We start from the raw sequence: 25,050 nt of genomic DNA on the forward strand, positions 1-25,050 counted from the left end.
AGACGTAGGGCGCACGAGAAATGTGCGCACAAAATTAATTTTTTTTCAATTTTTTTGAAAATAATGGTCCACTAACCCCGTCCCCCTAGCTCATTCAGTTTCTTTCGCATTTCTGAGGCAAGGGCGTTTTCTTCAGGTGTGGGGGCTGTATTGTCTCCGGTTCCGTAAACAACGCGGTAAAAGACATCGAACACTTTGCCAAGGTCTTCCCGCAGCTCTTCCGGAGCGGCTTCCTTAAATTCAGACAGCAGTCCTCTATCCTTTAGATTGTTGCCGGAGCGCTTTATGAGAACTCTCTTTATCTGTTCAACATCGTAGAACAGCTTCCTGCTCGGTGTTCCATATTTATACCGCAGAATCTTTATCAGATAGATTCCCGCAGCCAACACAATTATGAGGATCACTGTAAAAACTATTGTCGGCAAAAAGACTTTAAATGCCAAAAGCTTAGATACCGGCTCCTCTTCTTCCACGCTCCCAGCATATATCGGAATATCCGATGATTCATACGGATTTGTACCACCTGCGTACTGTGCATTATTTTCGGCATTTGCCTTTGCATCAGCCCTGTGCCAGGAATGATCTGACAAAGCATAATAAGCACCTGTCGGCTCAAACGGGATCCAGCCCACGTTCTCTATATAAGCTTCAGGCCATACATGCGCACAGCTCGAGCTGACCTCATACTCATCCGCTTTGGTGAAAGGAAAAGCAAACCTGAATCCACTCGTTGCCCGCGCGGGAATCCCTGACAGACGAAGTAGCATTATCATGGACGATGTGTAATGAACGCAATATCCCTTTCCCGTGTCAAAAAGAAATCTTTGCGCAATATCCGCCATTCCTTCAGCCGTGCTCATATTTGAACCGGAATTATATCCTCCGACCGCATTTGTGCTGTATGTATACTTCCGAAGATACGCTTCAAGCATCCTGCACTTGTCATAATCAGTTTCGGCACCTTCCGTAATCTCCTCCGCAAGGTCTTTTAGCCGTGAATCCGCTCCCGTGACATCAAGGTACTCTTTTCCGACTCCGGACTTAATATTAGAAACAGCCGCCTCATATTCCTCGCGGCTCATGATATCCCCAAACTTTATCCCAAAAAGCCTTATCACATAATCAAAGGCTTCGTCATAGCTAAGTAATGAGCTTGTTTCCCGCTCTTCTCTGAGCATTTCCGTAAATAGCGTGCTTGCATAATCTATATCAAGATATTTTACATTTATCTTATAGCCCTTCCTGTGCAATTTGGAACTGACGCCTTCTTTAATCTGTCCATCCTGCTCCGTTGCCAAAAAAGTAAATGCAGGAGCGATTATATCCTTGGTATTCAGATAAGCATACTCAACTTCAATGTTTGAGATATCTGTAAATTCAAGTACCCTCTCTCTGTCAACGCCATTTTCATACAGGAAATTTATAAACCGCACAAGCTGTTCCCTGTCAGCACCTCTTCCACCTGCAAAATATAGAGTTTTCCTGAGCTTAATTTTTTGGCCCGTCTCTTCATCAATGTATGTATGATACGGCTGATCTTTAGTATGAATGACCAGCTGTGTTTTTTCACCTGCCTCAAGCTTTTCTCCGTTTGAATCAATCGAGCTGTAGCCTGCCGTATAACTTTCTCCGAAAAGAGATGAAAGACGGTAAGAAACATCTGACGTAAACGTCTCTATCCTATATGCTATCTTCTGCCCCAGATTCACAACTTTATTCCAGTTTATCGGATCTTTTTTTATCGGAATGACAAGCGTGATGACCGCGATTATAAGAAAATAATAAATTGGAAAAGGATCTTTGTTCTTTTCGTAAAAATAAGTCTGAACCGCAGAAAATGTCAGCGCAACAAGGCAGATACACAACATTTTTTCCGCTACACCCAGTCTTCCAACTTCGCCACCTACAAAGAAAAACAGCAAGGTAATAACATCAAGCAAAAGCGCAGCATAAAGAAGCTTCTTTTTCCTGTTTGGGATAAAATGAATCGCCAGCCTCAGAGCTATACCAAAGATCATCGAAGGCAAAAGAATCGGGAGTACCGAGATATCTTTTCCCAAAAAGAACAAAAGAAGTGCGGGAAGCAGAGATAAAACAGCTGATACCTTGTCAGAAACAAAAATTCTGAACAGATAATACATTCCCGTAAAAAGCATAAAGAACGTGATGCTCCAAAACGGAAAAGCCACATCTCCCCATGTGACTTCATCTCCCATGAGAACATAACACAGCTCCGAAAAAAGCGCAGAAAAAGAAAAAGCAAACAGTGCGCTTACCGTCTCAGTCGCAAATACTGATAAAATTTTCTCCCTCTCCGGGATTTTCTGTGATAACGATCCATGTTTCTCTGTCATTTTTCATACTCCTGCATGTTTTAACAAGATCAAGTATTTTGGAATATTCCAGGTCCGACGAATATAAAAGACCGTCTGAAACAGTGTTATAGAACTCCATGAAACTCTCACGCGAATCGACAAGCTGCTCTCTGACTGTTCCTGCAGGATAGACTATCGTCACGGGAATACCCTGATTTCCAAAAAGCCACGCCGCCGAGACCACAAATTCAAGGAAATAGTCGCGCTTTATGAGAAAATCAGTATCCTGTTCGCTCTCCGGACGGCTATCCGCGTTCATTAAAATCGACAGGGTTCTCTTTTCCATCTTGTCAGGAACTCTGACCATGAGCTTTGACGCCTTTGCCGAAACCTTCCAGTTTATTGCCGAGAGACTGTCTCCTCTTACATATTGTCTTATGTCATTTCCCGGAGTATCTTCAAAGATTCGTTCGCTCTTGCGCCCACGACTGCTGTACAGGTTCTCGAGATCGAGCGTTTTACCTGCAATTTCTGTTATTCTTGGTTTTACAATGGCACGAAACGAATAGGGAATATTAAAAGACACAGAAAAAATGCGAAACGGATCCGTAAAAGATACATTCTCAAGTCCGACATCATATACTCCCGCAAACAGGCAGTTGATGCCCGAAAGAAGTTCTTTTTTCTCGTGAATATCAAGTGAAAGCTTTGTTTTATCAGGGATTTCATAGAGGTTACAACGGCTCTTGAATGTGCCGATCTCCATATTATGGATAGGGAGAAAACCTGCATTTTCAACTAGTGCGCGATACTTATGCTCCTCACCTTTCGTGAGCTTATGAACTTCAACCTCCTGATAGACTCTCAGGAATGCATAGTTTAAGACAATATATATGATTGATACGGGAATAATCAGAAAAAGCGCAAAAAGAGGCGCATAAGCAACAGGGCCGCCATAAAAGCTCGCAAAGATTATGCCGGCTAAAAGTTCTGCAAGATAGATGATAAGTCCTTTTTTTATAATTGTTATCTTCATGGCACGCTGATTTTACCAAGTATGCTCCTGACCAGTTCCTCACTTGTTATATGGCTGAGCCTTGCTTCTCCTGTAAGTATCAGTCTGTGAGGAAGTGTTAGTTTAGCTGCATCCGTGATATCTTCAGGAATGCAGTAATCTCTGCCCGCAAGATATGCTATAGCCTGAGCGCACCTTAGCATGGACAAAAGAGCTCTCGGCGAAGCACCGACAGCAATCTCAGCTTTATTTCTGGTTGCATCTACTATATTTACCGCATAGCTTCTGAGATTATCTTTTACAGAGACTGAAGCTACTCCTTTTCTCATATCCAGAATTTCTTTTCCCGAAAGAACGGACTCCGTCTCCTCATGGAGTTGTCCCAAAAGAAACCTCTCCGCCATATCTTCCGATGCTTTCGTGTCAGGATATCCCACCGAAAGTCTTATCATGAAGCGGTCGAGCTGAGCCTCGGGAAGGGGATACGTTCCTGCCATATCAACAGGGTTCTGCGTTCCTATTACCATAAAAGGTTGCGGAACTTCGATAGCCTTGCCGTCTATCGTGACTCTGTGCTCTTCCATCACTTCCAAAAGAGCGGACTGAGTCTTTGGAGACGTCCTGTTAAGCTCATCCGCAAGAACGATATTGCTCACAACAGGTCCCGGAATCACGGAGAATTCCGCTTTTTTCGAATCATATATCGAAACTCCCGTTATATCTGACGGCATCGTGTCAGGTGTACACTGAATCCTTGCAAAAGAAAGAGAGACAGAGTCCGCAAGTGCCTTCGCGATAGTCGTCTTACCGACTCCCGGCACATCCTCCAAGAGTACATGTCCCTCAGCCAAAAGCGCAATGATGATCTTCTCGATCACATCGCCTTTTCCGACTATTCTCTTTTCTATGTTGTCCTTTAACTTCTGCGCCCGCTCATTCATAGTGCATGACCTCCTATAGCCTGACTTATTACAATTATAACGTTAATTGGTACTTTCATGCACTTTATTTCATGACATCTACTACAAATTCACTTGACTCGATAAGTGCTCTACGCAAAAAGCTGAGAGACTCGCGCTCTCAGCTTCCATTTATTTACTCACATATAAAACTCCGGTATAGTTCACACATTTAACTCCGTAATCAAGGTCTTCTGTGTGATCGTACTGAAGATCTCCTCTATACCATTTGCCGTTCTCATACTCTTCGTAGTCAATTACATCTCTTATTTCCTGCTCTGCAGCGTAATTAATCTTTACGCTCTTAACTCTCTGTCCCGGGTTCTTGGTTATTATGCTGAGTGTCAGGATTGCCGCGATAATAACAAATGTGAAAGTAAATGCTATTATATTCGCTCTTCGTAATCGTCTACATAGATTGTCGATTCTTTCTGTTCCCTCCAAATTCATCCTAAGTCCCTCCCTTTCTCCAAAAAAGACACTTTTATCAGATGCACTTTTCTCAAACAACAGAAAAACTACCTCTTGCAGTCTCTATCATACTACAAGGGGCAGTCTTTATCAATAAATCGTACGTTTTTATAGACGTCTTTTGAAATAAATTAGAAAATATTAAAGTATACCTTTCCTGGGATCACATTTTTTTTGCAACTTGAGATAATAGCATTTTTTGTGGATTCAACGGTATTTCTAATGTTGCCCTCATTTGAAGGTTTTGCAACTGAATATCCACTTGGAAGTTTATCTGCCGATTTTCCGCCGAAGCCTATTACGTTTGTCCAGCCTGTGATCTTAAACGGAGAAATATAGTAATTATATCCGCTGTCAAATGCGATGCAGTGATCAAAGCTTGCTGTCAACGCACTGTTATTATTATCAAATGCTTTTCGTGACTGATTAAATGCAAGGCAATATGACATTGTACGTGTTGACCTTGAAGTTGACTGGGCGGAACCTAATTTAAATCCGTTGGGATTGCCGTCGTATTTATCACCTGTCCAGGCTGACAGAGAAATATTACCGCTATCTGTTGCAATAATATTACCGCCGGGAAGGGCAAAATTTCCACTGTTATATTTTGAGGCAAAAGATGGATCCTTTGCTTCTATCAATTGAATCAACAAGAGGTTTTCATCCAGCTTTTCTCCTTTATCAAAATCATATTTTCCTGTAAATACATTAGGATTGCCGTTATTCCATACAGCACAGTATTTGTAGGTTATATCAGGAGTCTCTTCGCCGCTTTTATCATACGAATCCCATCCGTCATCGGAATTATCCCAGGCGTAACAATAAGAAAATGTATTGCCTTTACCTGCACCGAGCTTAGGCGCAAAACCGTCGGCATTTCCGCCTCTGGTATATACATCACAGTTGCGGTAACTGCATACATATTCAATGTTGTTGTTATATGCGCCTGCGGTTACCTGAAGACCGGCGTCATTATTGTAGCGGACAATACAGTTTGAAACGGTATTATTTCCTGCGGAACTTCCTTTAATCTGTATTCCGTTATCAGGGGCGTGCTCTATGATAAGGTTTTTAATCGTATACTTAGAACCGGTTACTCTGATTCCTACAGCACTATCAGAGGATTTTTTTCCGATATATGATTTCATAAACGGAGTAAAATCAAGGACGGGATAAGTACCATCGTTATTCTGAATACCGATAATCTGTACATTTGCATTTGATGAAGAAAGAGAAAGCTGCCCATCACAGGAAATCCTGTTTCCGCTTACATATACTTTTCCGCCTCCGGATGATTGCGCAGAAGATACTGCGGACACAAGCTCTTTATAACTTGTTACAACTTTACCGTCAGACGTATTCTGAACTTCGGTCTGAATTTTAGTGGGCTCCGTATTATCTGAAGATTTATCTTCCGTAATATTTTGCTGATCGGAAGCGTTAGTTGATGAATTATCGGTTTTTGATGGTGAGTTGCCATTACCTCTTGAATCTACCTGTATTTTAAATATATCGATACCGCTGTTCTTCGAATATAACCATAAATAGCTGTCTGAACCGGCATAGTTAAAAGATTCTGTAGAAGCAGAAGTACCTGCGTTCATTGTTGCAAGCTGAGTCCCTGATTCATTTGCAACAATGAGTGTACGTGGGGATGAATTTGAAGAACTTGAAAGTGTGACTTTGATCGTGTCATCTCCACTTATGGGAACTTTCACGGATCGTCCGTTCTTATCGCCCCTTCCGCCGAGCGCAAGCGCATAAGTATAGGATATATCGCCTATTGTAGCTTTCTTTGATTTTACTTTCATGGGTAAATCTTTTGTGGCTACAAGTGTCAGATTATCTATAGTGACTTCCGAAGAAATTGTGCCCAGATTTTTGAAAGAATTATTTTTAAAGTTCCATGATGTAGATGTTGCTGCCCGAGATTCAAGCGGTTTGGCAACAACTGCAATTCCGGCAATAAGAGAAAATGTCAGAATTGTCGAAAATAGTTTTTTCATTCTTTTATGCATTAAGGCCCTCCTTTTAATAAAATGATACGCTAATTAAATTAACAAAGTTCACATATTGTAAACATAGTGAAAAAGTACAATATAATCAGTATAATGGGAGATTTGGCAAATATCAATTGACAGAATTTTGGGAAATGTTGCAGTTTTTGTTAAGTTGGCTAAATTTAAATTAACAAAACTAAAATACTTTACACATAGCTGAATAAGATGCTTTATGAGCATAATTGAATATTATATTTCAGGAGGATTATCGGACTATTCTTTAAAAGGAATAGTCCCGCATAAAAAATAGCAATAAAAGGGAGCTGGAAAAAATGATTTCTCATTTTTCACAGCCCCCTGTAAGTTTTTTATATACTATCTCCATTATGCAGTTTCATATCTTCCCGCCTGAACACGCCACATTTCAGCATACTTCCCGTTCATCTCAAGGAGACTTTCGTGAGTGCCTTCTTCTGCTATGCGGCCTTTTTCAAGAAGAATGATACGATCAGCGTCACGGGTAGTGGAAAGTCTGTGGGAGATGTAGAATACCGTCTTTCCCTTTGCAGCTGATTCCATTGCCTTATTAAGCTCATATTCAGCGATGGGATCAAGAGCGCTGCTTGGCTCATCCATGATGAGAATGTCCGCATCCTTGTAAAAAGCTCTGGAAATGGCAATCTTCTGGCTCTCTCCTCCTGAGAAGTTAATACCATCCTTATCAAATTCGGTGGTAACCTGTGTGTCAAGGCTATGTGGAAGAGTCTGTAAACGCTTGGAAAAACCTGCTCTCTCTAAAGCCTCTTTCGCCGCCTCCTCGGAATAATCTCCGGCCTTAGAATCCGTCATCAAAACATTTTCAAGTAAGGTTGCCCCATACATCTGATAATCCTGGAAAACAACACCTATACGTCGCCTGTAGTCGCAGGGCTTGTAGTCTTTAATATCTTTTCCGTGATATGTAATAGTGCCCTCTGTAGGGTCATAAAGGCGCATAAGGAGCTTGATAAGTGTTGTTTTGCCTGCGCCGTTATAGCCTACGATTGCAATCTTCTCTCCGGGCTTTACCTTAAGCGTGATGTCTTTTAACGTCTCATCCGCATCTTCCGAATATTTAAAGCTTACATGTTTTAAGGATAGTTCCGCGTTGTTGGAAGGCACTGTTTCGCCCACATTTAATTCCATCTTGGGCTTGTAATCAAGAAATGCCCTTATCTTATCGATGTAAAGACTGTTTTCCTGTGCCATTGGAACAACATCCGCAATATTGGCAAAGCCTCGTCTTAAGCTTGATGTACGGTTAAAAAGCACCACCGCGTCACTGTAGGCAAGAGTCTTAAGTACCGTAGCCTTAAAAACAAGGTATGTGATGTAAAGGCCGTCCATTATAAAATCTCCCACCACATAATCCCTTGTGAAGTTAAGGAAAGTTCTCTTTAAGCCCACCCTCTTCTGTTCCTTTGCGATCTCGTCGTTTGTTTCTTCAAATTCTTTCTCAAGTTTGTCACCAACCTTTGGATGAAGCCTCAATTCCTTGGCATAATCGTTCAGGTAAAAGACACGGCTTACATAGTTACGCTTTCTCTCAAGGGGATTGACCTTAAGACGCACGTCAAAGTTTAACTTGTTAAGGACTCGTGAAACCAAAAATCTTAATACAAAAGATGCAAGAACAAAAAGTATACCGGTAGCATCCGTCATGATATAGAAAGCACCTGTGGTGACAATGACCGTTATGCCCTGCACCATCATGTTGCACATTTTAAGAAATCTGTCGATGGAGCTTTCCGCCTCTGCCACAGCTAAAACAAAATCGTTATAATACTTTGGATCGTCGTAGCAGGAAAGATCTATCTCAGCCGCTTTTTCATACATCTTCTCTTTTAACGAGCGGTAAAGCATGGGCTTGGCTTTGTAAGTCCAGCCGTGAATGAAATAGCCATCGGGAATGATCTGTATCATATTGATCAAAAGGATTGCTCCTATATATGCAAATGCCTTCCAAAAGGGCTCATGAAACTCTGCACAATGAAGCACATACCTTATTCCCAATACATGCTCAAGGAATATTATGCCCTGATATCTGAAACCATCATAGAGGTGGTAGATCATATAACCGGGACAGACTTTAAAACAAAGTTTCCATAGAAACCACTGATTCTTTATCACTTTTTTCATCAGGCAATACCTCCTTCCTCTGAAAGGGCGAGGTAATTTTTCGCCTGCTTGGTATACATATCGGCGTATATGCCCTTTAACTCCATTAACGACCTGTGGTCTCCCTCTTCCTTTACGGTACCGCCGGACAAAAGATATACCTTATCCGCGTTCTGAACAGAAGAAAGCCTGTGAGAAATAAAAACAAGAGTATTGTTCTTACAAGTCTCGTATATATTGTCATAAAGCTTTGCCTCAGCTATTGGGTCAAGTGCACTGCTTGGCTCATCAAATACCTTGAAGGGGCATTCCTTTACAAAGGCTCTGGCAACAACAATCTTCTGGAATTCGCCGCCCGATAACACAGCCCCCTCATCGTCAAACTCGTGGGTAAGTGTGGTATCCATACCATTCTTAAGGCTAATCACCTTATCGTATGCACCGGATAGCTTAAGAGCCTCTTCAACTCTTTCCTTTCGTTTGTCCTCCGGAATATCTTCACCCATTATTACATTGTCCATAACGGACATAGAGAACATCCGATGATCCTGAAATGCGGTAGCAAAAAGAGCTCTGTACTTTTTTAAGTCATACTCTTTAATGTTGCGTCCGTTAAGTAAGATCTCACCCTGTGTGGGATCGTAGAATCTTAAAAGAAGCTTTATAAGTGTTGTTTTTCCTGCGCCGTTATGACCTACAAGGGCGTAGGTGTTGCCTCCGATGAATTCCATATTCACATGGGAAAGAACCTCTTTATCCTTATAGGAAAAAGACACATCCTTAAATACCAGGGACTTTATCTCTTTTCCCGGATCGTCTCCCTCGTAATCCTCCGGAATGCGCTCCTTATATTCAAGGAAGGTACGAAGATATTCAATGAAAAGACCATTCTTAAAGATAGCCGTTAAAGACTCCGTAAAGCCGATAAGGATAAAGGTGGTGGATACCATCATGCTGGTGATGACCGCTAATTCAGCAAGGGACATGGAGTTACTTACAATGGTTCTGTAGGCTCCGTAGATCAATAAACCTTCAAAGATAAAGGTGAATGTGAACATTACATACAACCAGTGAAGTACTACTGCTTTCTTCGTATATTTCTTGGTAACATCCGCAAGCCCTGTGATAGCCTCCTTGTACTGCCTTCTCATTAAGGAGAACACATCCGTAAGGCGCATTTCCTTAGCGTATTCGGGAAGATACATAACACGGTTGATATAAGCAATACGGCGGTTATGGGGCGCCATATCCTTATTCCTTGCATAATCAAGATGACTTATTATTCTGTTAAAAACAAAATTTCCGATAACGGGGAAAATAATGAAAAGAACCGATATCTTATCAACCTGGAACATGAAAACAAAAGCGCATACGCTTGCAATTGCACCGAAGATCGTCTTAAATACAGCCTGTACTGTTTCATCAAGACGGGTATCTGCTTTTTCCATGGCAAGGGTATATTTATCGTAGAATTCATTGTTTTCAAAGCATTCAAGTTCCACATTTCTGGATTTCTTAAACAACTTTGTATAAAGACCTTTATTGATGGTGGCGGCGTTTATTGGATATATATATCCTACGAGACACCTTCCGTAGAAGCTCATTAAACACATCACGACTGCCACTATTATTACAAATGTCATAATGTGAAAAAAGCCGTCTCCAGCCTCCAAAGAATTGACAACAAAGCGCATAAAAAACGCACTGTAAAAAAGCCATTCAAAATAACCCAGGAACTGTATCACAGCGCTGTGGACAACCTGCGAAGGACAGATCTTTGATAGAAGTTTACATGCGTACAGGTTGTTCTTAACTGCCCTCATGCGGGATATTTCCCGCTTCTTTTTTTCAGCCATTTTTATCTCCTCAGTACAAATATTTTAGTCTTATAGCTTGTGTTTATAGTAAAAAATTGGGGCTTAATTGGTAAAGGTACTTATTTTTGATCTTTTGTTTTTTATTACTCTTTTACTTTTGTCTGCTCATTTTATCATTTTACTTATTTTGAGCAGACTCTCCGGGCATTTTCTTCCTGCCTATATTACCGTTTTATTTATCTGTCTTTTCCAGCGCTTCCCATTCAGCCTTCATCAGTTCTAGCATTCGCTTTCTTTGCTCTTCAATCGGAATACCTGAATGATCAACTTTAGTAATTGGAATATCGCGCCAGGAATCAATATAGTACTGCTCCCTTCTTAATATAAGCTATATTAAGTGTGTTTGAAAGGGGGATGATAAAAATGAAAACACGAACAAAGCAGCGAGCTAATCGCAAACTGAAACTGGCAATGCTGGATCGAAGAGATGCATGTGGAGTTTATGATCCCACACCCTACGAAGCCGTGAAGGAAATGATTAAAGAGAACAGAGAAAATAAAGAATGGAGGGCAAGCTAATATGGAATATGCAAATATGTTAACCTAGTATAGTGATGTGTTAATAGGCAGGATGTTAAGAGCGTATTTATGGTATTTTTTGTACGAGTTGTCAATACATTTTTGTTTAATAAAGTTAAAAAAAGAGATCCTACAATAAAATACAGGATCTCTTTGAAAGTTAAGATTTCAGTTTGTGCGGCTTCCAATCAAGAATCGCATATGTTGCTTTTCGATCTTTTAAGTAATCATCAAATGACAAGTAAGTCAATGAATTGTCAGAAGATCTCTTTATCTCGTCTAAATGATTAGCCTTCTCGTTCAAACCTTCTTTTTCATAAAGTATTGTCAAAAAACCTGATAAAACCGGCTCACATTCGCCTTTCATAACCAAATATTTCTCCAATGCAAGCATTTCAACATAACTTGCATTATCCGGTTGAATCTCTGATGGATCAACAACATAGTGCTCTATTATTTCATGATTTTTAGGCGAAATAATATCTACAGCCATTTTTTCATCTTTTTCAGGAGTAATATTTATAAAAATATTTCGTTTAGTTTCATAAATCTGTGATATTGCACCATTTTCAGGTGGACGCTTAGGCATAACAAATGTTTCCGTTGTATTCTTATAACAGTCTGGACATGGCTGTGATAAAGCACATACTGAATTAAACGATGTATTCATTCTTTATACCTCCCTTATATATATATCGAAGAAATTATAAAAAAAATAATAAGGGAAGCCGTTAAATAAAAATAAGGGTTTGCAAAATCTGCAAACCCTTGAAAATACTGAGTCGGAATGACAGGATTCGAACCTGCGGCCTCTGCGTCCCGAATATAGATACGGATTTCCCGTTCTGTATTATTTCGTTCCAAAGTCTGTTATTTCAAGGACTTTTCCAATCCAACGATTATATGATAACACCATATAACACAGAATAAAATGACGAATAAAACACTTTTGGTAGAACAAAAGGTAGAATTGTCAGCTCTCTATAAACTTTCACACAAGGTTTATTGAGAGCTTTTTTGAGCTCTTTTTTTAATGCAAGTAAAGGAGCATTTTATGGCAGTATTAAAAAACAAAACCCAGGGAAACTACACATTGGTTTCTCAGAATATTATGAGAGACAAAAACTTATCGCTTACGGAGCGAGGCATGCTCCTGACTCTCCTATCATTACCGGACAGCTGGCAGCTCACAATCAAGGGGCTCTGCCAGATTCTTCCGGATGGAAAAGACAAGGTATCCAAGACCCTGAACAGTCTTATTGATAAAGGGTATATCACAAGAGAACAGAGCAGGGATGGTGGAGGTAAGTTTGACTCTACTATTCTTGAGGTCCATGAGACACCGGTAAAGCCTACTAAGCCAACACAGCCCACCGATCCCACTGATCCAGTTGATCGGTCAAGGAAAGTGATCAAAGAATTCCCGAGAAAACCAGAGACTTTACCGTGTCCTGAAAATCCGGATGCGGTAAATCGGGATGCGGAAAAACCGCATCCGGGGAATCCGCCACAATATATTAATAATATATCTAATAACTATAAATCTATTACTAAAGAAGTGTGTAGTAAGGAGGACACACTCACGGATGACGAATATGAAGATCTGGTTTCGGAGTTTGGCAAGGGAAGTGTTGACTACCAGATACAGCGTATCAAGGATCGCGGCTATAAGGGATGCCTTAACTACGAGACTATAAAGGCCTGGTGTAAGGAAAGGCAGGCCCGCCCGTCTACAATGCCTGGTGCGCCGCCAAGGAAGAATGCATTTTGCAACTTCGAGCAGAGAAATGACTATGACTTTGAGGAGCTGGAAAGACAGCTTCTGTGCAACTAATGATCATTTAATCGAGAGAATGGAGGAGTTTAAGGTATGAAAGATTTGATTTTTGATGGAAAGTTAGTGATCGGAATTGATCACGGATACGGAAACATGAAGACCAGGAACGAGGTCTTCAAGAGCGGAGTTAAGGCATATGACGAAGAGCCTGCTATAGCAACAAACGTGTTGCAGCTTGATGGCATGTATTATGTCATCGGTGAGAGCCATAAGGTGTTCATTGCTAATAAGGATGGAGATAATGACTACTACATCCTTACACTGGCTGCTGTGGCAAAAGAACTTGAGCTTAGAGGTCTAAGATCAGCTGACGTAATCCTTGCTGTAGGACTTCCACTTCACTGGATGACCAAGCAGAAGGATTCCTTCAGAGATTACCTTATGAGAAGAAAGGAAGTCAGCTACAGATTCTGTGGCAAGTATTATCACATCAGGATCTGTGATGTGGCGATATACCCACAGGGATATGCTGCTGTTGCAGCTTCTTTGCAGGACTATAAAGGAGTTCATATGCTGGCAGATATCGGAAACGGCACCATGAACACACTTATGATAACAAATGGCCGCCCGCTTTCTGACAAGAAATTTACTGACAAGATTGGAGTTCATGAGTGTGTTAAAAAAATCATGAATGAAGTTCAGGCTGAATGCGGAAAGATTCCGGATGAAAGCGTCATTGAAGATTTCCTCATATATGGTACTGCTGAAGTATCTGAAAGGATTCAGGCGGTAATGAGGCGCGAGGCAGTCAGATATACCGAGATGATCTTCGATAAGCTCAGCGAATATGAGTATGATTCGGAGCTTGTTAAGCTCCATATCATCGGAGGCGGTGGATGCCTTATAAGAAACTTCGGGAAGTATGATGCTTCAAGCGTGGAGATCATTGAAGACATCTGTGCTACAGCCAAAGGTTATGAAGAACTCTATAATGCACAGCACCAGCTTAGGAAGGGAGCTTAAGCTCTCTTCCCGGAGGTGACTGTATGTCAGAAAAGAGATTGAGTATCAGATTTCGTATGGATAATCCCCAGGATAAAGAAGCCTGGGAATTACTCAAAAGGATTTCTGAAGAAGAAAACACATCCAAGAATGCAGTGGCTCTCAGACTTATATGTAAGGGTGCATTAAGTACTGAGGGCACGGAAGGATCTTCATTGGATACTGTGGCAGAAAGAATCGCAGATTTGGTTGTAAATAAAATAGGTGCAGCTCAAATACAGGATAAAGAAATGTCTGTAAACGAAAGTAATGTGAGCTTCACTTCAATAGCCAAGGATGAACCACAGACAGATGAATATAGGGCTGTCAGCAAAGAAGCCCTCAGTTTTCTTGATGAATTTTAATATGGCATCATTTTGGAGCCACCTGAAAATTCATATGGCATCAAAATGATGCCATGGGAGCGAAAACTGAGATTGCTCGCTATAGCGAGGCGATTTACCAGAAATGAAAACGGCGCAGTTCGCACCGCTTTCATTTCTTCCCGGTTTGTTCGATACCTGACCACTTCGAAGGGGCAAATAGTCCACTGGACTGTTTGCTCCTTCTTCGTTTACCGGAATGAATAACGTTAATATCACTTCCTTCCGGAACTGATATTAGCGCTATCCACTCCGGCATCAGGTATCTTTCTCCTGGGCAAATCGCAAGACCACATATTCTCCCTATCGCCGCCACGCCATCCCGCTACTCGATGCCGTATCGGCGATAGAAAGAATATGGCAAGTTTCGCAAAGTGGCAAGCCACATTTGCACCGGAAGGAGCCTATTGGCTCTTCCTAAACTTGCCAGATGGGCTTTGCCCCCTTGGAACCCCTAGCAAAGGTTTTCCACCTCTGCACACCGGAGCCGACTACCTGACTTCAGAAAAGGAAATCATCCACCGGATAATTTCTTTTCCATCAGTCCGATAGTCTAGAGGCGCTGCCTCTGCACTCCGCCAAAGGTTTTCGCTCCCTTTGGAAACCAGCGAATATAAATGAAAGGAGCGCGATAATTATGTCAAAAGCTAAGCGCAAAAAAAATAAAACAGTCACCATACGAATGAGCGAAGCTGAGTATGATGACCTTCAGAACAAAGTTAAAGAATCTGGATTGACACAGCAGTCCTATGTTATCAACGCAATCAGTGGCTCAAGCATAACCTCTGCTGAGGAACTGTCAGCGATAAAGGAACTCAGCAAGGAATTTGCTGAACATGACAGGCTGCTTCGAGGAATGGCTACTAATGTGAATCAGATGGCACATGTTGCCAATGGGAAGGGACTTTTAGCAACAGCAGAAAAACTGGAAGAAATCTCGGATAAGATTATTGATGTTCGAAAGGAGGATGATAATAGATGGCGATTAATAAGGCAGTCAGTAAGCCCCCTAAAAGTCACGGGGGCATGAGAAATACAATAGAGTATGTCCTCAAGGATGAAAAAGTGAGGGAAGGTTATCTTGATATTATTGGTCCATTTTCTGAGCAGGAAATAACCAGTGATGCAGTGTACAGGACATGGCTTGAAGAAAAGAAAATATGGGATAAGGACTTTGGCAGAATGTGCGCCCATAACGTAATCAGTTTTCACAAGGACGAAGCCGTGACACCTGCTGAAGTTCTTGAAATAGGGAGAATCTTTGCGGAGAGGTTTTTTCCTGATCACCAAAGCGTTGTTGCTGTTCATCAGGACAGGAACCATCTTCACTGCCATATAGTGACAAACACAGTTTCCTATATGGATGGCAGGAAGCTTCATCAGTCGAGTAAAGATCTTGAACAACAGAAAGTGTTTACCAATAATCTTTGCCGTGAGCGAGGTCTTCATGTTGCGGAGAAAGGGCGACATTTTGATGGCTCTTTGATAGAAGCTGGAGAAATCATTTCATGGAATAAGAATACTTACAAGCTTCTTTCCAATGACTCAAAAAGGAGTTTTCTTGCAGACTGCGGAATTGCCCTGATGGAAGTAATACCAAATTCAACCAGCAAAGAGGATTTCATTTCCGGCATGGCAGAAAAAGGATGGTCAGTAAAGTGGGAAGACAAACGTAAGCATATAGTATTTGAAAATGAAAACGGAGACAAAGTCCGTGACAGCAAAATTGAAAAGACCTTTGCGGGTCTTAAGGTAAATAAGGAGGATTTGACAATTGAATTTGAAAGACAGAATGAACTCAGGCTCAGAAATACAGATAATCCAGAGCTCGGAAACAACACAGATGAATCAGAATACTTCGAGCGATACTTCGCAGAAGTTGAATCAGCCATCGCGGGAATCTCTGGTGGATGTGCAGGCGGAAGCAATTCGGAAGCAGGCATTGGAGATAGAGTCTCTGAAGAGTCAGGTACAGACACTCTCATCAGAAAAGTTGAAGCTGACATCAACGCTAGCAGAAACCAGCGAGGAGTTATCGTACACTCAGAAGCAGAATCTAGAGCTCGCGAAAGAGAACGACGACTTGAGGAACAGAGAAGGGCTCGCGAGCAGGAAAGAGCAGCAGAAATTAGTCGCAGATCTCGCAGACGCTCAGAGCCTTCTCGCTGATACCAAAAAACTTGTCAACATGTCAAATGTTGATACTGTTAAAAAAGCTCAGGCAGCCCAGAAAGCTGCCGAGCTTAAGGCCAAGAAGGATATTGCGGATTACAGGGATGCTGCTGATTCCAAAGTAGCTGAGGCAATCAATGAAAAAGGTGCTGCAATTCGAACTGCTGATATCAGAGTTAAGATGGCAAAAAAGAAAGAAAAGATAGCCTGGGGATCCCTTGCTGCTACTCTCTTCTGCTGTCTTATCGCCTATCCGGCATTTCTAAATGACGTGCTGGATGCACTAACTCTACCCTTCGTATGGGCTTGGAATGGAATAAATGACTATGCTTACTGGTTGGAAATTCCATACTATTCCAGGTATATTGAGGGAATCGAACGGCGATATGCCTATTCCACCGGAATGGCTTGGCTACTCAGAATTACGAGCGTTTTCTTCTACACTGCTTTAGCTATTGGTATCTGTTATGGGATTTGGAGCATTATCCAGTACTACAGAGCACGCTGGTGCAGCCTGTCTCTAAAGGTGCTGCTGATATCCACAGGTGCTGTCATAGTTTTTGGAGAAGGCATACACAGTATCATGAGCATCAGCCTTGTGGGATTGCTACTATTCATTCAGGTAGCATATCTTGTCGTATTGACCTATCTGGATGGATACTTTGAAACCAGAAGCAAGGATCGTTACTGGAAGAAGATACAAAACCAGTAAAATATCATTTTGAGAGTGGTTTTTTGGGGTAGTACCACCCCAAAACTACCCCTAAACAATTCTTTTAATAGCTTTAAAACCAGATGCAGTTGCGCTATCTTGTTTTATATTTAGCATATTTACCACCACAAAATCTATATAGTTTATCATCTTTTACAAGTCTTTTAATCTCAGTGTATGCTTGTTCCGGTGTAATTTTTAGCAATTCTGCAACATCTTGCTTAGTGATGATTCCATCTTGTGTCTTTGCAAGCTTCATTATCATTTCTGGATATGCAATTTTATCGATTCCAGTCTGTCTGACATATTGTATGCTTCTGTTATTTTCTTTATATACTTTTTCAGATAAAAGATAAGAGCGAGATTTTCCGTTACCAATCCCTTCTACAAGACCATCTTCTATTAGATTTTCTATGGCTCCTCTAAGCTTTCCTTCGCTAAAATGTGTTAAGGATGCTATTTGATCAATTGATAGTCTCTTTTCATTCTTTAATAATGATAAAATCATGAGAGACGAAATTGATAATGGCCTACCCAGTCTGTTTTGCTCATCTGTAATAAATTTGGTAAACCTGTCATCTGCCTTGGCTCTTTGTATAAAAAGTTTTACATTTGTGCTCGTGGTTTCGGAATAATCTGGCCAAGGTCTGCCATAAATAATGGATCCTTCAAAAATGCGGTCGATACCACGACCAGTTTTTTCTGCAAGACCTATTCTTTTTAAAGCATCAGCTAATGCTGGATTCTTTCCGTGTGGTTCTACGGTCAAAAGGTTATCAAGGTTTACACCATCAATGAATCCCCCAGGATTACTTATAGTTAATCCTTCATCATCAATTAGAACTCTTACTGCTCCAAGCATTGTATAATCCCTGTGACAAAAGGCGTTGATTAGTCCTTCACGAAAGGCTGCTTTATCAAACTCTGGAACAGCAACCCTAAACAGTCCATATTCTATCTCTCGTTCTGGATTCCAAGCTTCAGAAAAAGTTTCAAACTTTTCAAATACCTCAAGGAGGGGAGCTGATGTCTCAGAATTAACTCTGACCTTTGTGCCTTCAAGTACTTGAAATGATGATTTTACAGTAGGCATAAGCTCTTTGATTCTCTGCTCTTTTCCAAGAAGAAGCATTCCTGTTACTGTGGGGTAAAGCTTACCGTCAACTTCTGTTGTAATATGTAATGCCTTATCTAACTCATCATTAGTCAGACTTAACAGATTCTTTTCGCCTCCTGGCATGGTTTGTATTATATTTCTTAATCTAACTATCTGATTTGGGTCAAAATCAGAAATACTTGCGCCAGCAAGTGGACCAGCTGAAAAATCAAGTAATGCCAATTCGGATAGTCTTGTTACAACTTCATAAGAGAACATAGGAATGACTTCTGGTTCTCCGTTTGCCTTCAGACGTCGCTTCAGCATTTTACCGGAACTGGTTGAAACTACCGTTCTGCTCATAGGGATTTCTATCTTAAGCACATCGTAGCCATCTTCAAAAATAATCTCAGCGCGAACAGATATGGAAGGAACGGTATTATTTGCTATAAGAGCTGTAACGCCGATTGAATCTTTATGTATCTTATTGACACCGGTGATTTCACCATTGTCTTCTACACCAAGATACAAAGTGCCTCCTTTTGTATTTGTCATGCCAACAATTTCATCTATCAAATCATTGTCTGGATATCTTTTTATATCGCTTTTAAATTCTATTGTTAAGTTCTCTTTATTGGGTATGGTGCGCATTATCTCCTCCTTAATTCAAGTCTAATTCAATTTTAACTCGATGCAATCCGCTTGTCGAGTTAAAATTGAATTAAAATCGAGTTACCTCGAATTAACCCCATCAATTACTATTTCCTTAGAACGCAAAAACATTAGATACCTTATGTTACTTATCTTATCGAATATTTCGGGCTGTGAGCCCACCAGATTCGCAATTGAGCACCACCTATTTTGATATAGTTGACTACTCTAATATTTCTATGATAAATGCCGATAATAAAGATAGCAATGGTTTGCGTGTCTTTTCAATGGAATGAAATCCAATGAAATGACGCGCATTTTTTTTGAAAGGGATAAATCTTATGAATGTTGCATTTAATCCTGGGATTAACTATGGAACTATGTATCGCCCTAACATTAACAAACCTATAAAAAAAATGGAAACACCTACCACTCTTCCACAAACCAACTATTATAAGAATCCTATCCCAAGTGTATTCCACAGTAAGGAAGATTATGGCGTAGGAGAGACATATCTTAACTGCGCTCTTTCTGGAAGCGAGGGTGATCCTAATAATTTGCCCTGCAATTTTTATAAACCAGCTGATTATAATGAAGATGATCCTGTATATATAGCAAGGCTCTATCCATGGGATGGTTCAGAATCTATAGTAAAAGAGATTCATCTTAAGGACGTGGATTTGACACATGCCAATAAGATTGAGACTTTTGCATACGGAATATATCTAAAAGACAAAGGTGAGATTGCAAATCTTGATGATATTTTAATCGCTTATGACCACGCACATTTTAATACTTCCGATAGTACCAATTCTCACCTTGATAAAATGGATGTTATAAGTGCTATACGAGAATTTATGGAAGCAGGACTTAACCAAGGGTATTTTAATCAGTATGTCGATTATTTATCACTATTTAATGGTATAGAAAGAAACCGCCATTAGTGTATATGTAATTATTTAAAAATCAAATATAACGCTCCATTTAGATTTACATAATCGTCATTATAAACGCAAATCTGAGCATTGCCCTAATTTTTAACAAGCTCAGCTCCGGTTTCAATCAGCTTATTTTCTTTTGCTCCACACCCTGTGGTAAATATTAGTAAAGTCAACGGAAGTATTATGCGTAATCTCAATGTCTTTATTTATCCTTGGAAATTAATATATTTTTGAAAGGCTGTAGTTTTTCAATTGAATCCTAAATTATCAACACGTTTGGAAATACTATTGCACATACATATCGGCAATGTGAATCATTCGCGATTATTTTAGCTTGCTTTATATCGGAGTCCGATATATTATATAGATAACCGATATATGATTAATACAATTTAAGGAGGTTAATATGACGGCAGATAGTAGCACAATGTTGGTGCTAAAACTACTTTCGGAAAAAGATATGTATGGATATGAGATGATAGATACCTTGAGAAAAAGGTCTCATAATGTCTTTGAATTCAAGGCAGGGACTCTTTATCCTCTTCTTCATAGACTTGAGGAAAAAGGGATGCTCAAGTTTTATGAGCAGGAGTACCTTGGTAAGACAAGAAAATATTACAGCATTACAAAGGAAGGCAAGAAGCTTTTAAAGAGTATGACAGCGGAGTGGAATGAATATTCCGGCGCAATTGTAAGCGTACTAGCATATGGGGTGTAACTTATGGAAGAATATATAAAAAAGTTGTTGGAGCAGGTGAGGTTTCAGAAGGCTCACAAGGCTATCGAAGACGAAATCAGAGCACATATAGAGGATCAGATTGAAGATAATATGTCCGAAGGAATGGATAAAGAAACTGCGGAGAAAAGAGCTGTTGAAGATATGGGGAATCCTGTCGATGTCGGAATTGAACTTGATAAAGTTCACAGTCCGAAGATTGCTTGGAGCGTGGTAATCGCTGCATTGACCGTGGCTGTTTTTGGGATGATTCTACATGTATATTTGGCTAAAGAGTTTAATAGCTATCATGGTCTTTTTTTTGATAAGCAGAATTATAAAGAAGTGGAGTGCAGATATATTTTAGGTTCTCTCCTCGGAATTTTTGCGATGTTTCTTATATATTTTATAGATTATGCAACAGTTTCAAAATACGCAAAAGTGTTAGGGACAGGAATGACACTGTTGTTTGTCAGCGGATATTTTCTGATAGAGAAGTTGGGGAACAACCATATTATATTATCTCATGGCTTAGATAATAAAGAACTTATAACACTTGGAGTTGTCTGGAAAAAGTCACTTCCTCTGATGCTTTTGTTTATTCTGTTATATCCTGGAATACTCTATAAGTATAGGGAACAAAAAAGCAAAGCAATCTGCAAAGCTCTTTTGTGGATTCTTGTTCCTTGCGGCATATTATTTTTAGACCATGAATGGGTACAGGCAATCATATTGGAAATGTGTATGCTTGTAGAACTTACGATTTCCTTAAGGAAAGAATGGATAAGAGTACCTAAGATTTCAACGCTTGTGTTGATATGGCCATTTTTTATATCGCTTCCATTATTTGTGATTAGTTTTGTTTATAAGTACAAACCTCTCACATTTTATTTGCAAAGTTTTAGAGGCAATGATATAAAAACTGCAGCGAGGATGTTTGGAAAATCAACTGTGGTTTATGATTTGATTAGTTATGTTGATGATGGTGTTGTAAACATACCAATTGGTTTATTGATACCAGTGTCCGGAATGAAAGGTTCTCGTATCCTGTCATATATTTCTTTGTCGTGGGGAATATTTGCGGGATTGGTGGTAGTAGGTATTATCGCCGGTATGATTGCACTTGGAGTTAAGGCAACTTCTAAGATTAAGAATCAGTTGGGAGTTGTTCTGGGAAGCGGCTGCATTACCTTTCTTATAATAAACACGATTATTGGAATGTTTAGCGGATTCGGAATGATAGAAGTTCCTTACTCTTTTCTTCCATTCGTGTCAGGTAATGGAATTGTGGTTTCGTATGTTTTTCTTGGGATAATACTCAGCATTTACAAGTATAAAGACATATATGCAGAGCATGTGGATATAATGATTCGCGATAATGTAAAGGATACATGAAATTATTGCAGTTTAACTAACAGTCACAAGGATATGAGTTCTGTGGGATTACATGTTTGTCTTTTTGATAAGATAAAAATTCTTGATTTTATCGTGTGCGCGCGATAAAACCAATATAGATCACCGTATCAATATGATAACTGGAGGCGGACATGAATCATAATATATTGAAACAGGTCATTTTTGATCAGATTGAGATAATTCAAAGTGCTGAAATCATAGAACGTGACTATGACTTTGACAAGAATATCAATTATATTCTTGTCGGACTTAGACGAGCGGGAAAAACGACACTTTTATATAAAATAGCTAGAGAACTCGTTGAAGCAGGATGCGACTGGTCTCAGATAATTTATGTCAATTTCGAGGATGACAGACTTTTGGGGTTTTCAAAGGATGACTTTAATGACATCGTAGAGACTGCTTATGAGCTCACGGATGCCAATGAGATATACTATTTCTTTGATGAGATTCAGATCATTGATGGCTGGGAACATTTTGCCAGAAGAATGGCTGATCAGAAAAAGCACGTATACATTACGGGAAGCAATGCTAAGATGCTTAGCTCTGAAATGGAAAAGGCTCTTGGAGGCAGATATTTGTCCAAAATGATCATGCCTTTTTCTCTTAGTGAGTCACTGGATTACAAGAAGATAGCTCATGATGAAAAGGCATTTCTGACAACTTCTAAAGCTGCCAAAATTCGCAGAGGATGCCAGGAATATATTTTGAGTGGTGGCTTTCCTGAAGCACAACTTTTATCCAACAAAAGAGAATATATTAAGAGTGCCTATGAGAAGGTTCTCCTTGGAGATATTATAGAGCGTGAAAAAGTGAATAATAAGATGGCCCTCAGGCTTATGATAAAGAAAATAGCTGAAACAGTAATGCATGAAATCTCTTTCAATACACTGGCAGGGAATGTAAAAGCAACAGGAATTAAGACATCAACAGATTCGATGATTGACTACGTTTCGTACGCTGAAAACGCATATCTCCTGTTCAGGAACAGGAATTATGTCTCGAAGTTTGCTGAAAAAGAGAGCACTCCAAGGTTTTATTTTTTTGATAATGGCATTTTGTCATTGTTCCTTGTAGATAAACCATCAGCGCTATTAGAGAATACAGTTGCGGTATATTTAAAGCGTAGGTTTGACGAAGAAGTGTATTACTTCAAATCCACGCAGATGGGAATAGATATTGATTTCTTTATTCCTGAAGAAGACTGCGCAATTCAGGTTGCCTACAGCTTAGAAACGGCAGAAGACAGAGAGACTAAAAGTCTTGTATCTTTTGCAGAGAAAACAAAGGGAATACGTCGCCTTATTATAGTTACTAATGAGGAAGAACGTACGATTACAAAAGATGGACTTACTATAGCAGTGATACCTGTTTATAAGTTTATTATGGGAGCAGCATTCTGATTGAATATTCTCTCAGAATATAATTTCCATCCTCGATGGTTCGCATTATTCACCATAATAATACGAACTAAAATCTTTCGAGTAACAGTGAAAGTTTTCAAATATTACCTTCATCAGAAACCATTCACGAGGTTCTGAGGCGTGAATTGCATTCCTGAAAAACAAAGTAGTGTTATTGCGTGAACAGATGGTGCTCAATTGAGAATTGGGTGGGCTCACTATCCGAAATATTCAAACAGGATTTTAAAACAGAATGTCAAATGTAAGCCGAATAACAAAAGCTTATTTTTGCTCCTTAACTACCAAAAAACAGAGTTAGGGAGCAAAAAAAGTTGAATATTCGCTAAATCCGTTTTACCACACATCCTTTTCGCTACAATCAATAAACTACACCACACCGCCCTTGTTCATCACTTAGCTCCTGAGCAATTTTGCGCTTCCTATACAAAACATGAGCCTGATAAATAATCAGAACATAAATTGTAATTGGAAGTACTGCACCTTCAACAATAGCTTTTACTGTTATTACAGCACTCTCAAATGTTGCTGTAGAATAATTTATAATAGTAAACTTTTCAACACTCAATTGCTTAAATATGCATATAAATTTATTAATTATTGCCAATACTGAGCCAACTGTAATCATATTAAACCAAAATTTGTGCTCTTTACCACGTATAAAACAATAATATGAAGCAATCACTCCCATTATGCCTATTGCAGCAGGCATGATCAAATTTTCAAGCATCACCTTTATATAGAAAAAAACATCACTTCCTTCCAACACAAATATCCTAAAAAATTCAGAATATCCTTTATTCAAGAAAGCCATCACCGCAACATGAAAAATCAGATACGATGAAAAAAACTCCATTAAAATTATACCGACTTTCTTTGGTGTCAATTTATCTCTTATTGCGTTGTATAAGCCATAAGAAAAGGTAAACAAAAGCACAATCTGTTCCAATAAATATTCTCTGTCGGGGTGAAAAAAAGCATCTACTCCGAATAATCCTACCGAATCTGATGTAAATCTTTTATACGCATGAACGTAATGCATCGCAAACGCCTCCCCTACTTTAAGGAAAAGCGATAATACAATAAAAGCATATAGCGCTGCTATGATACCGTTGATTATTTTATTTTCAATTACAGGCTTCTTTTCCACCACTTTTACCATTTCCTTTCCGGAAAGCAGATTATCAAGGCTCACATCCAGAATACAAGAAATTTTCTTTAATGTAACAAGATCAGGATAGCGTTCACCGCACTCCCAATTCGAAATTGATTGCCTGCTCACATATAATTGCTCTGCAAGAGATTTCTGAGTAAATCCCTTTACCTCTCTCGCCCTTCTGAGTTGTTCGCCAAATTCCATCATAGATAAAATCTGCTCCTTCAATATTTGTATATAAAAATTTATATAAGAT

The 25,050-nt window shown here is 39.7% G+C and carries 21 protein-coding genes; 11 read left to right on the forward strand and 10 right to left on the reverse strand.

Going from position 1 to position 25,050, the window contains the following annotated elements:
- Positions 1-71: 71 nt before the first annotated feature.
- The 7 genes from T356_RS0107935 to T356_RS0107965 form a co-directional block, all read right to left on the reverse strand.
- The gene (locus tag T356_RS0107935; RefSeq protein WP_026514040.1) at positions 72-2,354 is read right to left on the reverse strand and encodes a transglutaminase-like domain-containing protein; all 2,283 of its coding nucleotides are present in this window, start codon (positions 2,352-2,354) and stop codon (positions 72-74) included.
- Complete coding sequence (locus T356_RS0107940; protein ID WP_026514041.1) at positions 2,281-3,351, reverse strand: DUF58 domain-containing protein; 1,071 nt, start codon at positions 3,349-3,351, stop codon at positions 2,281-2,283. Before T356_RS0107940 ends, T356_RS0107935 begins: the two co-directional genes overlap by 74 nt.
- Positions 3,348-4,271 carry an AAA family ATPase gene (locus tag T356_RS0107945; RefSeq protein ID WP_026514042.1) on the reverse strand — a complete coding sequence of 308 codons (924 nt, stop codon included), beginning with the start codon at positions 4,269-4,271 and terminating at the stop codon, positions 3,348-3,350. Before T356_RS0107945 ends, T356_RS0107940 begins: the two co-directional genes overlap by 4 nt.
- Before the next feature lie 150 nt (positions 4,272-4,421).
- Complete coding sequence (locus T356_RS0107950; protein ID WP_026514043.1) at positions 4,422-4,799, reverse strand: hypothetical protein; 378 nt, start codon at positions 4,797-4,799, stop codon at positions 4,422-4,424.
- Positions 4,800-4,891: 92 nt separating this feature from the next.
- The gene (locus tag T356_RS0107955; RefSeq protein WP_026514044.1) at positions 4,892-6,778 is read right to left on the reverse strand and encodes a right-handed parallel beta-helix repeat-containing protein; all 1,887 of its coding nucleotides are present in this window, start codon (positions 6,776-6,778) and stop codon (positions 4,892-4,894) included.
- A 366-nt stretch (positions 6,779-7,144) separates the two neighbouring features.
- Entirely contained in the window at positions 7,145-8,938 is a 1,794-nt protein-coding gene (locus T356_RS0107960; RefSeq protein ID WP_035780720.1) for an ABC transporter ATP-binding protein, read from the reverse strand.
- Positions 8,938-10,773, reverse strand: coding sequence for an ABC transporter ATP-binding protein (locus tag T356_RS0107965; RefSeq protein ID WP_035780721.1), 1,836 nt, complete (start codon positions 10,771-10,773; stop codon positions 8,938-8,940). The genes T356_RS0107960 and T356_RS0107965 overlap by 1 nt, the downstream gene beginning before the upstream one ends.
- A 384-nt stretch (positions 10,774-11,157) precedes the next feature.
- Between T356_RS0107965 and T356_RS21090 the strand changes: the two genes are divergently transcribed.
- Positions 11,158-11,313: a hypothetical protein gene (locus T356_RS21090; RefSeq protein WP_155838999.1), complete on the forward strand. Its 156-nt coding sequence runs from the start codon at positions 11,158-11,160 to the stop codon at positions 11,311-11,313.
- Between the two features lie 160 nt (positions 11,314-11,473).
- On the opposite strand, the gene T356_RS0107975 is transcribed toward T356_RS21090, so the two are convergent.
- Positions 11,474-11,983 carry a hypothetical protein gene (locus tag T356_RS0107975; RefSeq protein WP_026514047.1) on the reverse strand — a complete coding sequence of 170 codons (510 nt, stop codon included), beginning with the start codon at positions 11,981-11,983 and terminating at the stop codon, positions 11,474-11,476.
- A gap of 384 nt (positions 11,984-12,367) precedes the next feature.
- On the opposite strand from T356_RS0107975, the gene T356_RS20295 reads away from it, so the two are divergent.
- The 6 genes from T356_RS20295 (at position 12,368) to T356_RS0108010 (ending at position 17,398) form a co-directional block, all read left to right on the forward strand.
- Positions 12,368-13,147, forward strand: coding sequence for a helix-turn-helix domain-containing protein (locus T356_RS20295; RefSeq protein ID WP_026514048.1), 780 nt, complete (start codon positions 12,368-12,370; stop codon positions 13,145-13,147).
- Positions 13,148-13,183: 36 nt separating this feature from the next.
- Complete coding sequence (locus T356_RS0107985; protein WP_026514049.1) at positions 13,184-14,113, forward strand: ParM/StbA family protein; 930 nt, start codon at positions 13,184-13,186, stop codon at positions 14,111-14,113.
- A 23-nt stretch (positions 14,114-14,136) separates the two neighbouring features.
- Positions 14,137-14,496: a hypothetical protein gene (locus T356_RS0107990; protein WP_026514050.1), complete on the forward strand. Its 360-nt coding sequence runs from the start codon at positions 14,137-14,139 to the stop codon at positions 14,494-14,496.
- 655 nt (positions 14,497-15,151) lie between these two features.
- Positions 15,152-15,544: a plasmid mobilization protein gene (locus T356_RS0108000; protein WP_035780722.1), complete on the forward strand. Its 393-nt coding sequence runs from the start codon at positions 15,152-15,154 to the stop codon at positions 15,542-15,544.
- A complete protein-coding gene (locus T356_RS0108005; protein ID WP_026514052.1) occupies positions 15,493-16,683 on the forward strand; it encodes a relaxase/mobilization nuclease domain-containing protein in 1,191 nt (396 codons plus the stop codon). The genes T356_RS0108000 and T356_RS0108005 overlap by 52 nt, the downstream gene beginning before the upstream one ends.
- On the forward strand, positions 16,598-17,398 hold the full coding sequence (locus tag T356_RS0108010; protein ID WP_155839000.1) for a DUF6040 family protein: 801 nt from the start codon (positions 16,598-16,600) through the stop codon (positions 17,396-17,398). Before T356_RS0108005 ends, T356_RS0108010 begins: the two co-directional genes overlap by 86 nt.
- Positions 17,399-17,492: 94 nt before the next feature.
- Here the strand turns inward: T356_RS0108010 and T356_RS0108015 are convergent, their stop codons facing one another.
- A complete protein-coding gene (locus tag T356_RS0108015) occupies positions 17,493-19,145 on the reverse strand; it encodes an RNA-binding domain-containing protein (RefSeq protein ID WP_026514054.1) in 1,653 nt (550 codons plus the stop codon).
- Positions 19,146-19,486: 341 nt separating this feature from the next.
- Between T356_RS0108015 and T356_RS0108020 the strand changes: the two genes are divergently transcribed.
- The 4 genes from T356_RS0108020 (at position 19,487) to T356_RS0108035 (ending at position 23,620) form a co-directional block, all read left to right on the forward strand.
- Positions 19,487-20,089 (forward strand): hypothetical protein, encoded by a 603-nt coding sequence (locus T356_RS0108020; protein WP_026514055.1) that lies wholly within the window; start codon positions 19,487-19,489, stop codon positions 20,087-20,089.
- Between the two features lie 403 nt (positions 20,090-20,492).
- Positions 20,493-20,804 carry a PadR family transcriptional regulator gene (locus T356_RS0108025; protein ID WP_035780725.1) on the forward strand — a complete coding sequence of 104 codons (312 nt, stop codon included), beginning with the start codon at positions 20,493-20,495 and terminating at the stop codon, positions 20,802-20,804.
- Between the two features lie 3 nt (positions 20,805-20,807).
- Positions 20,808-22,196 carry a permease prefix domain 1-containing protein gene (locus T356_RS0108030; protein ID WP_026514057.1) on the forward strand — a complete coding sequence of 463 codons (1,389 nt, stop codon included), beginning with the start codon at positions 20,808-20,810 and terminating at the stop codon, positions 22,194-22,196.
- 152 nt (positions 22,197-22,348) lie between these two features.
- Entirely contained in the window at positions 22,349-23,620 is a 1,272-nt protein-coding gene (locus T356_RS0108035) for an ATP-binding protein (protein ID WP_026514058.1), read from the forward strand.
- 379 nt (positions 23,621-23,999) lie between these two features.
- On the opposite strand, the gene T356_RS20300 is transcribed toward T356_RS0108035, so the two are convergent.
- Positions 24,000-25,001 (reverse strand): helix-turn-helix domain-containing protein, encoded by a 1,002-nt coding sequence (locus tag T356_RS20300; RefSeq protein WP_051563271.1) that lies wholly within the window; start codon positions 24,999-25,001, stop codon positions 24,000-24,002.
- Positions 25,002-25,050 lie beyond the last annotated feature (49 nt).

This window comes from Butyrivibrio sp. LB2008 (genome assembly GCF_000621565.1).
Classification (GTDB): domain Bacteria; phylum Bacillota; class Clostridia; order Lachnospirales; family Lachnospiraceae; genus Butyrivibrio.

What these genes read in the sequence shown, in the direction of transcription:
- T356_RS0107935 (WP_026514040.1), bottom strand. Translation starts at nt 2,354, where the DNA reads ATGACAGAGAAACATGGATCGTTATCACAGAAAATCCCGGAGAGGGAG.
- T356_RS0107940 (WP_026514041.1), bottom strand. Translation starts at nt 3,351, where the DNA reads ATGAAGATAACAATTATAAAAAAAGGACTTATCATCTATCTTGCAGAA.
- T356_RS0107945 (WP_026514042.1), bottom strand. Translation starts at nt 4,271, where the DNA reads ATGAATGAGCGGGCGCAGAAGTTAAAGGACAACATAGAAAAGAGAATA.
- T356_RS0107955 (WP_026514044.1), bottom strand. Translation starts at nt 6,778, where the DNA reads ATGCATAAAAGAATGAAAAAACTATTTTCGACAATTCTGACATTTTCT.
- T356_RS0107960 (WP_035780720.1), bottom strand. Translation starts at nt 8,938, where the DNA reads ATGAAAAAAGTGATAAAGAATCAGTGGTTTCTATGGAAACTTTGTTTT.
- T356_RS0107965 (WP_035780721.1), bottom strand. Translation starts at nt 10,773, where the DNA reads ATGGCTGAAAAAAAGAAGCGGGAAATATCCCGCATGAGGGCAGTTAAG.
- T356_RS21090 (WP_155838999.1), top strand. Translation starts at nt 11,158, where the DNA reads ATGAAAACACGAACAAAGCAGCGAGCTAATCGCAAACTGAAACTGGCA.
- T356_RS0107975 (WP_026514047.1), bottom strand. Translation starts at nt 11,983, where the DNA reads ATGAATACATCGTTTAATTCAGTATGTGCTTTATCACAGCCATGTCCA.
- T356_RS20295 (WP_026514048.1), top strand. Translation starts at nt 12,368, where the DNA reads ATGGCAGTATTAAAAAACAAAACCCAGGGAAACTACACATTGGTTTCT.
- T356_RS0107985 (WP_026514049.1), top strand. Translation starts at nt 13,184, where the DNA reads ATGAAAGATTTGATTTTTGATGGAAAGTTAGTGATCGGAATTGATCAC.
- T356_RS0107990 (WP_026514050.1), top strand. Translation starts at nt 14,137, where the DNA reads ATGTCAGAAAAGAGATTGAGTATCAGATTTCGTATGGATAATCCCCAG.
- T356_RS0108000 (WP_035780722.1), top strand. Translation starts at nt 15,152, where the DNA reads ATGTCAAAAGCTAAGCGCAAAAAAAATAAAACAGTCACCATACGAATG.
- T356_RS0108005 (WP_026514052.1), top strand. Translation starts at nt 15,493, where the DNA reads ATGGCGATTAATAAGGCAGTCAGTAAGCCCCCTAAAAGTCACGGGGGC.
- T356_RS0108015 (WP_026514054.1), bottom strand. Translation starts at nt 19,145, where the DNA reads ATGCGCACCATACCCAATAAAGAGAACTTAACAATAGAATTTAAAAGC.
- T356_RS0108020 (WP_026514055.1), top strand. Translation starts at nt 19,487, where the DNA reads ATGAATGTTGCATTTAATCCTGGGATTAACTATGGAACTATGTATCGC.
- T356_RS0108025 (WP_035780725.1), top strand. Translation starts at nt 20,493, where the DNA reads ATGACGGCAGATAGTAGCACAATGTTGGTGCTAAAACTACTTTCGGAA.
- T356_RS0108030 (WP_026514057.1), top strand. Translation starts at nt 20,808, where the DNA reads ATGGAAGAATATATAAAAAAGTTGTTGGAGCAGGTGAGGTTTCAGAAG.
- T356_RS0108035 (WP_026514058.1), top strand. Translation starts at nt 22,349, where the DNA reads ATGAATCATAATATATTGAAACAGGTCATTTTTGATCAGATTGAGATA.
- T356_RS20300 (WP_051563271.1), bottom strand. Translation starts at nt 25,001, where the DNA reads ATGATGGAATTTGGCGAACAACTCAGAAGGGCGAGAGAGGTAAAGGGA.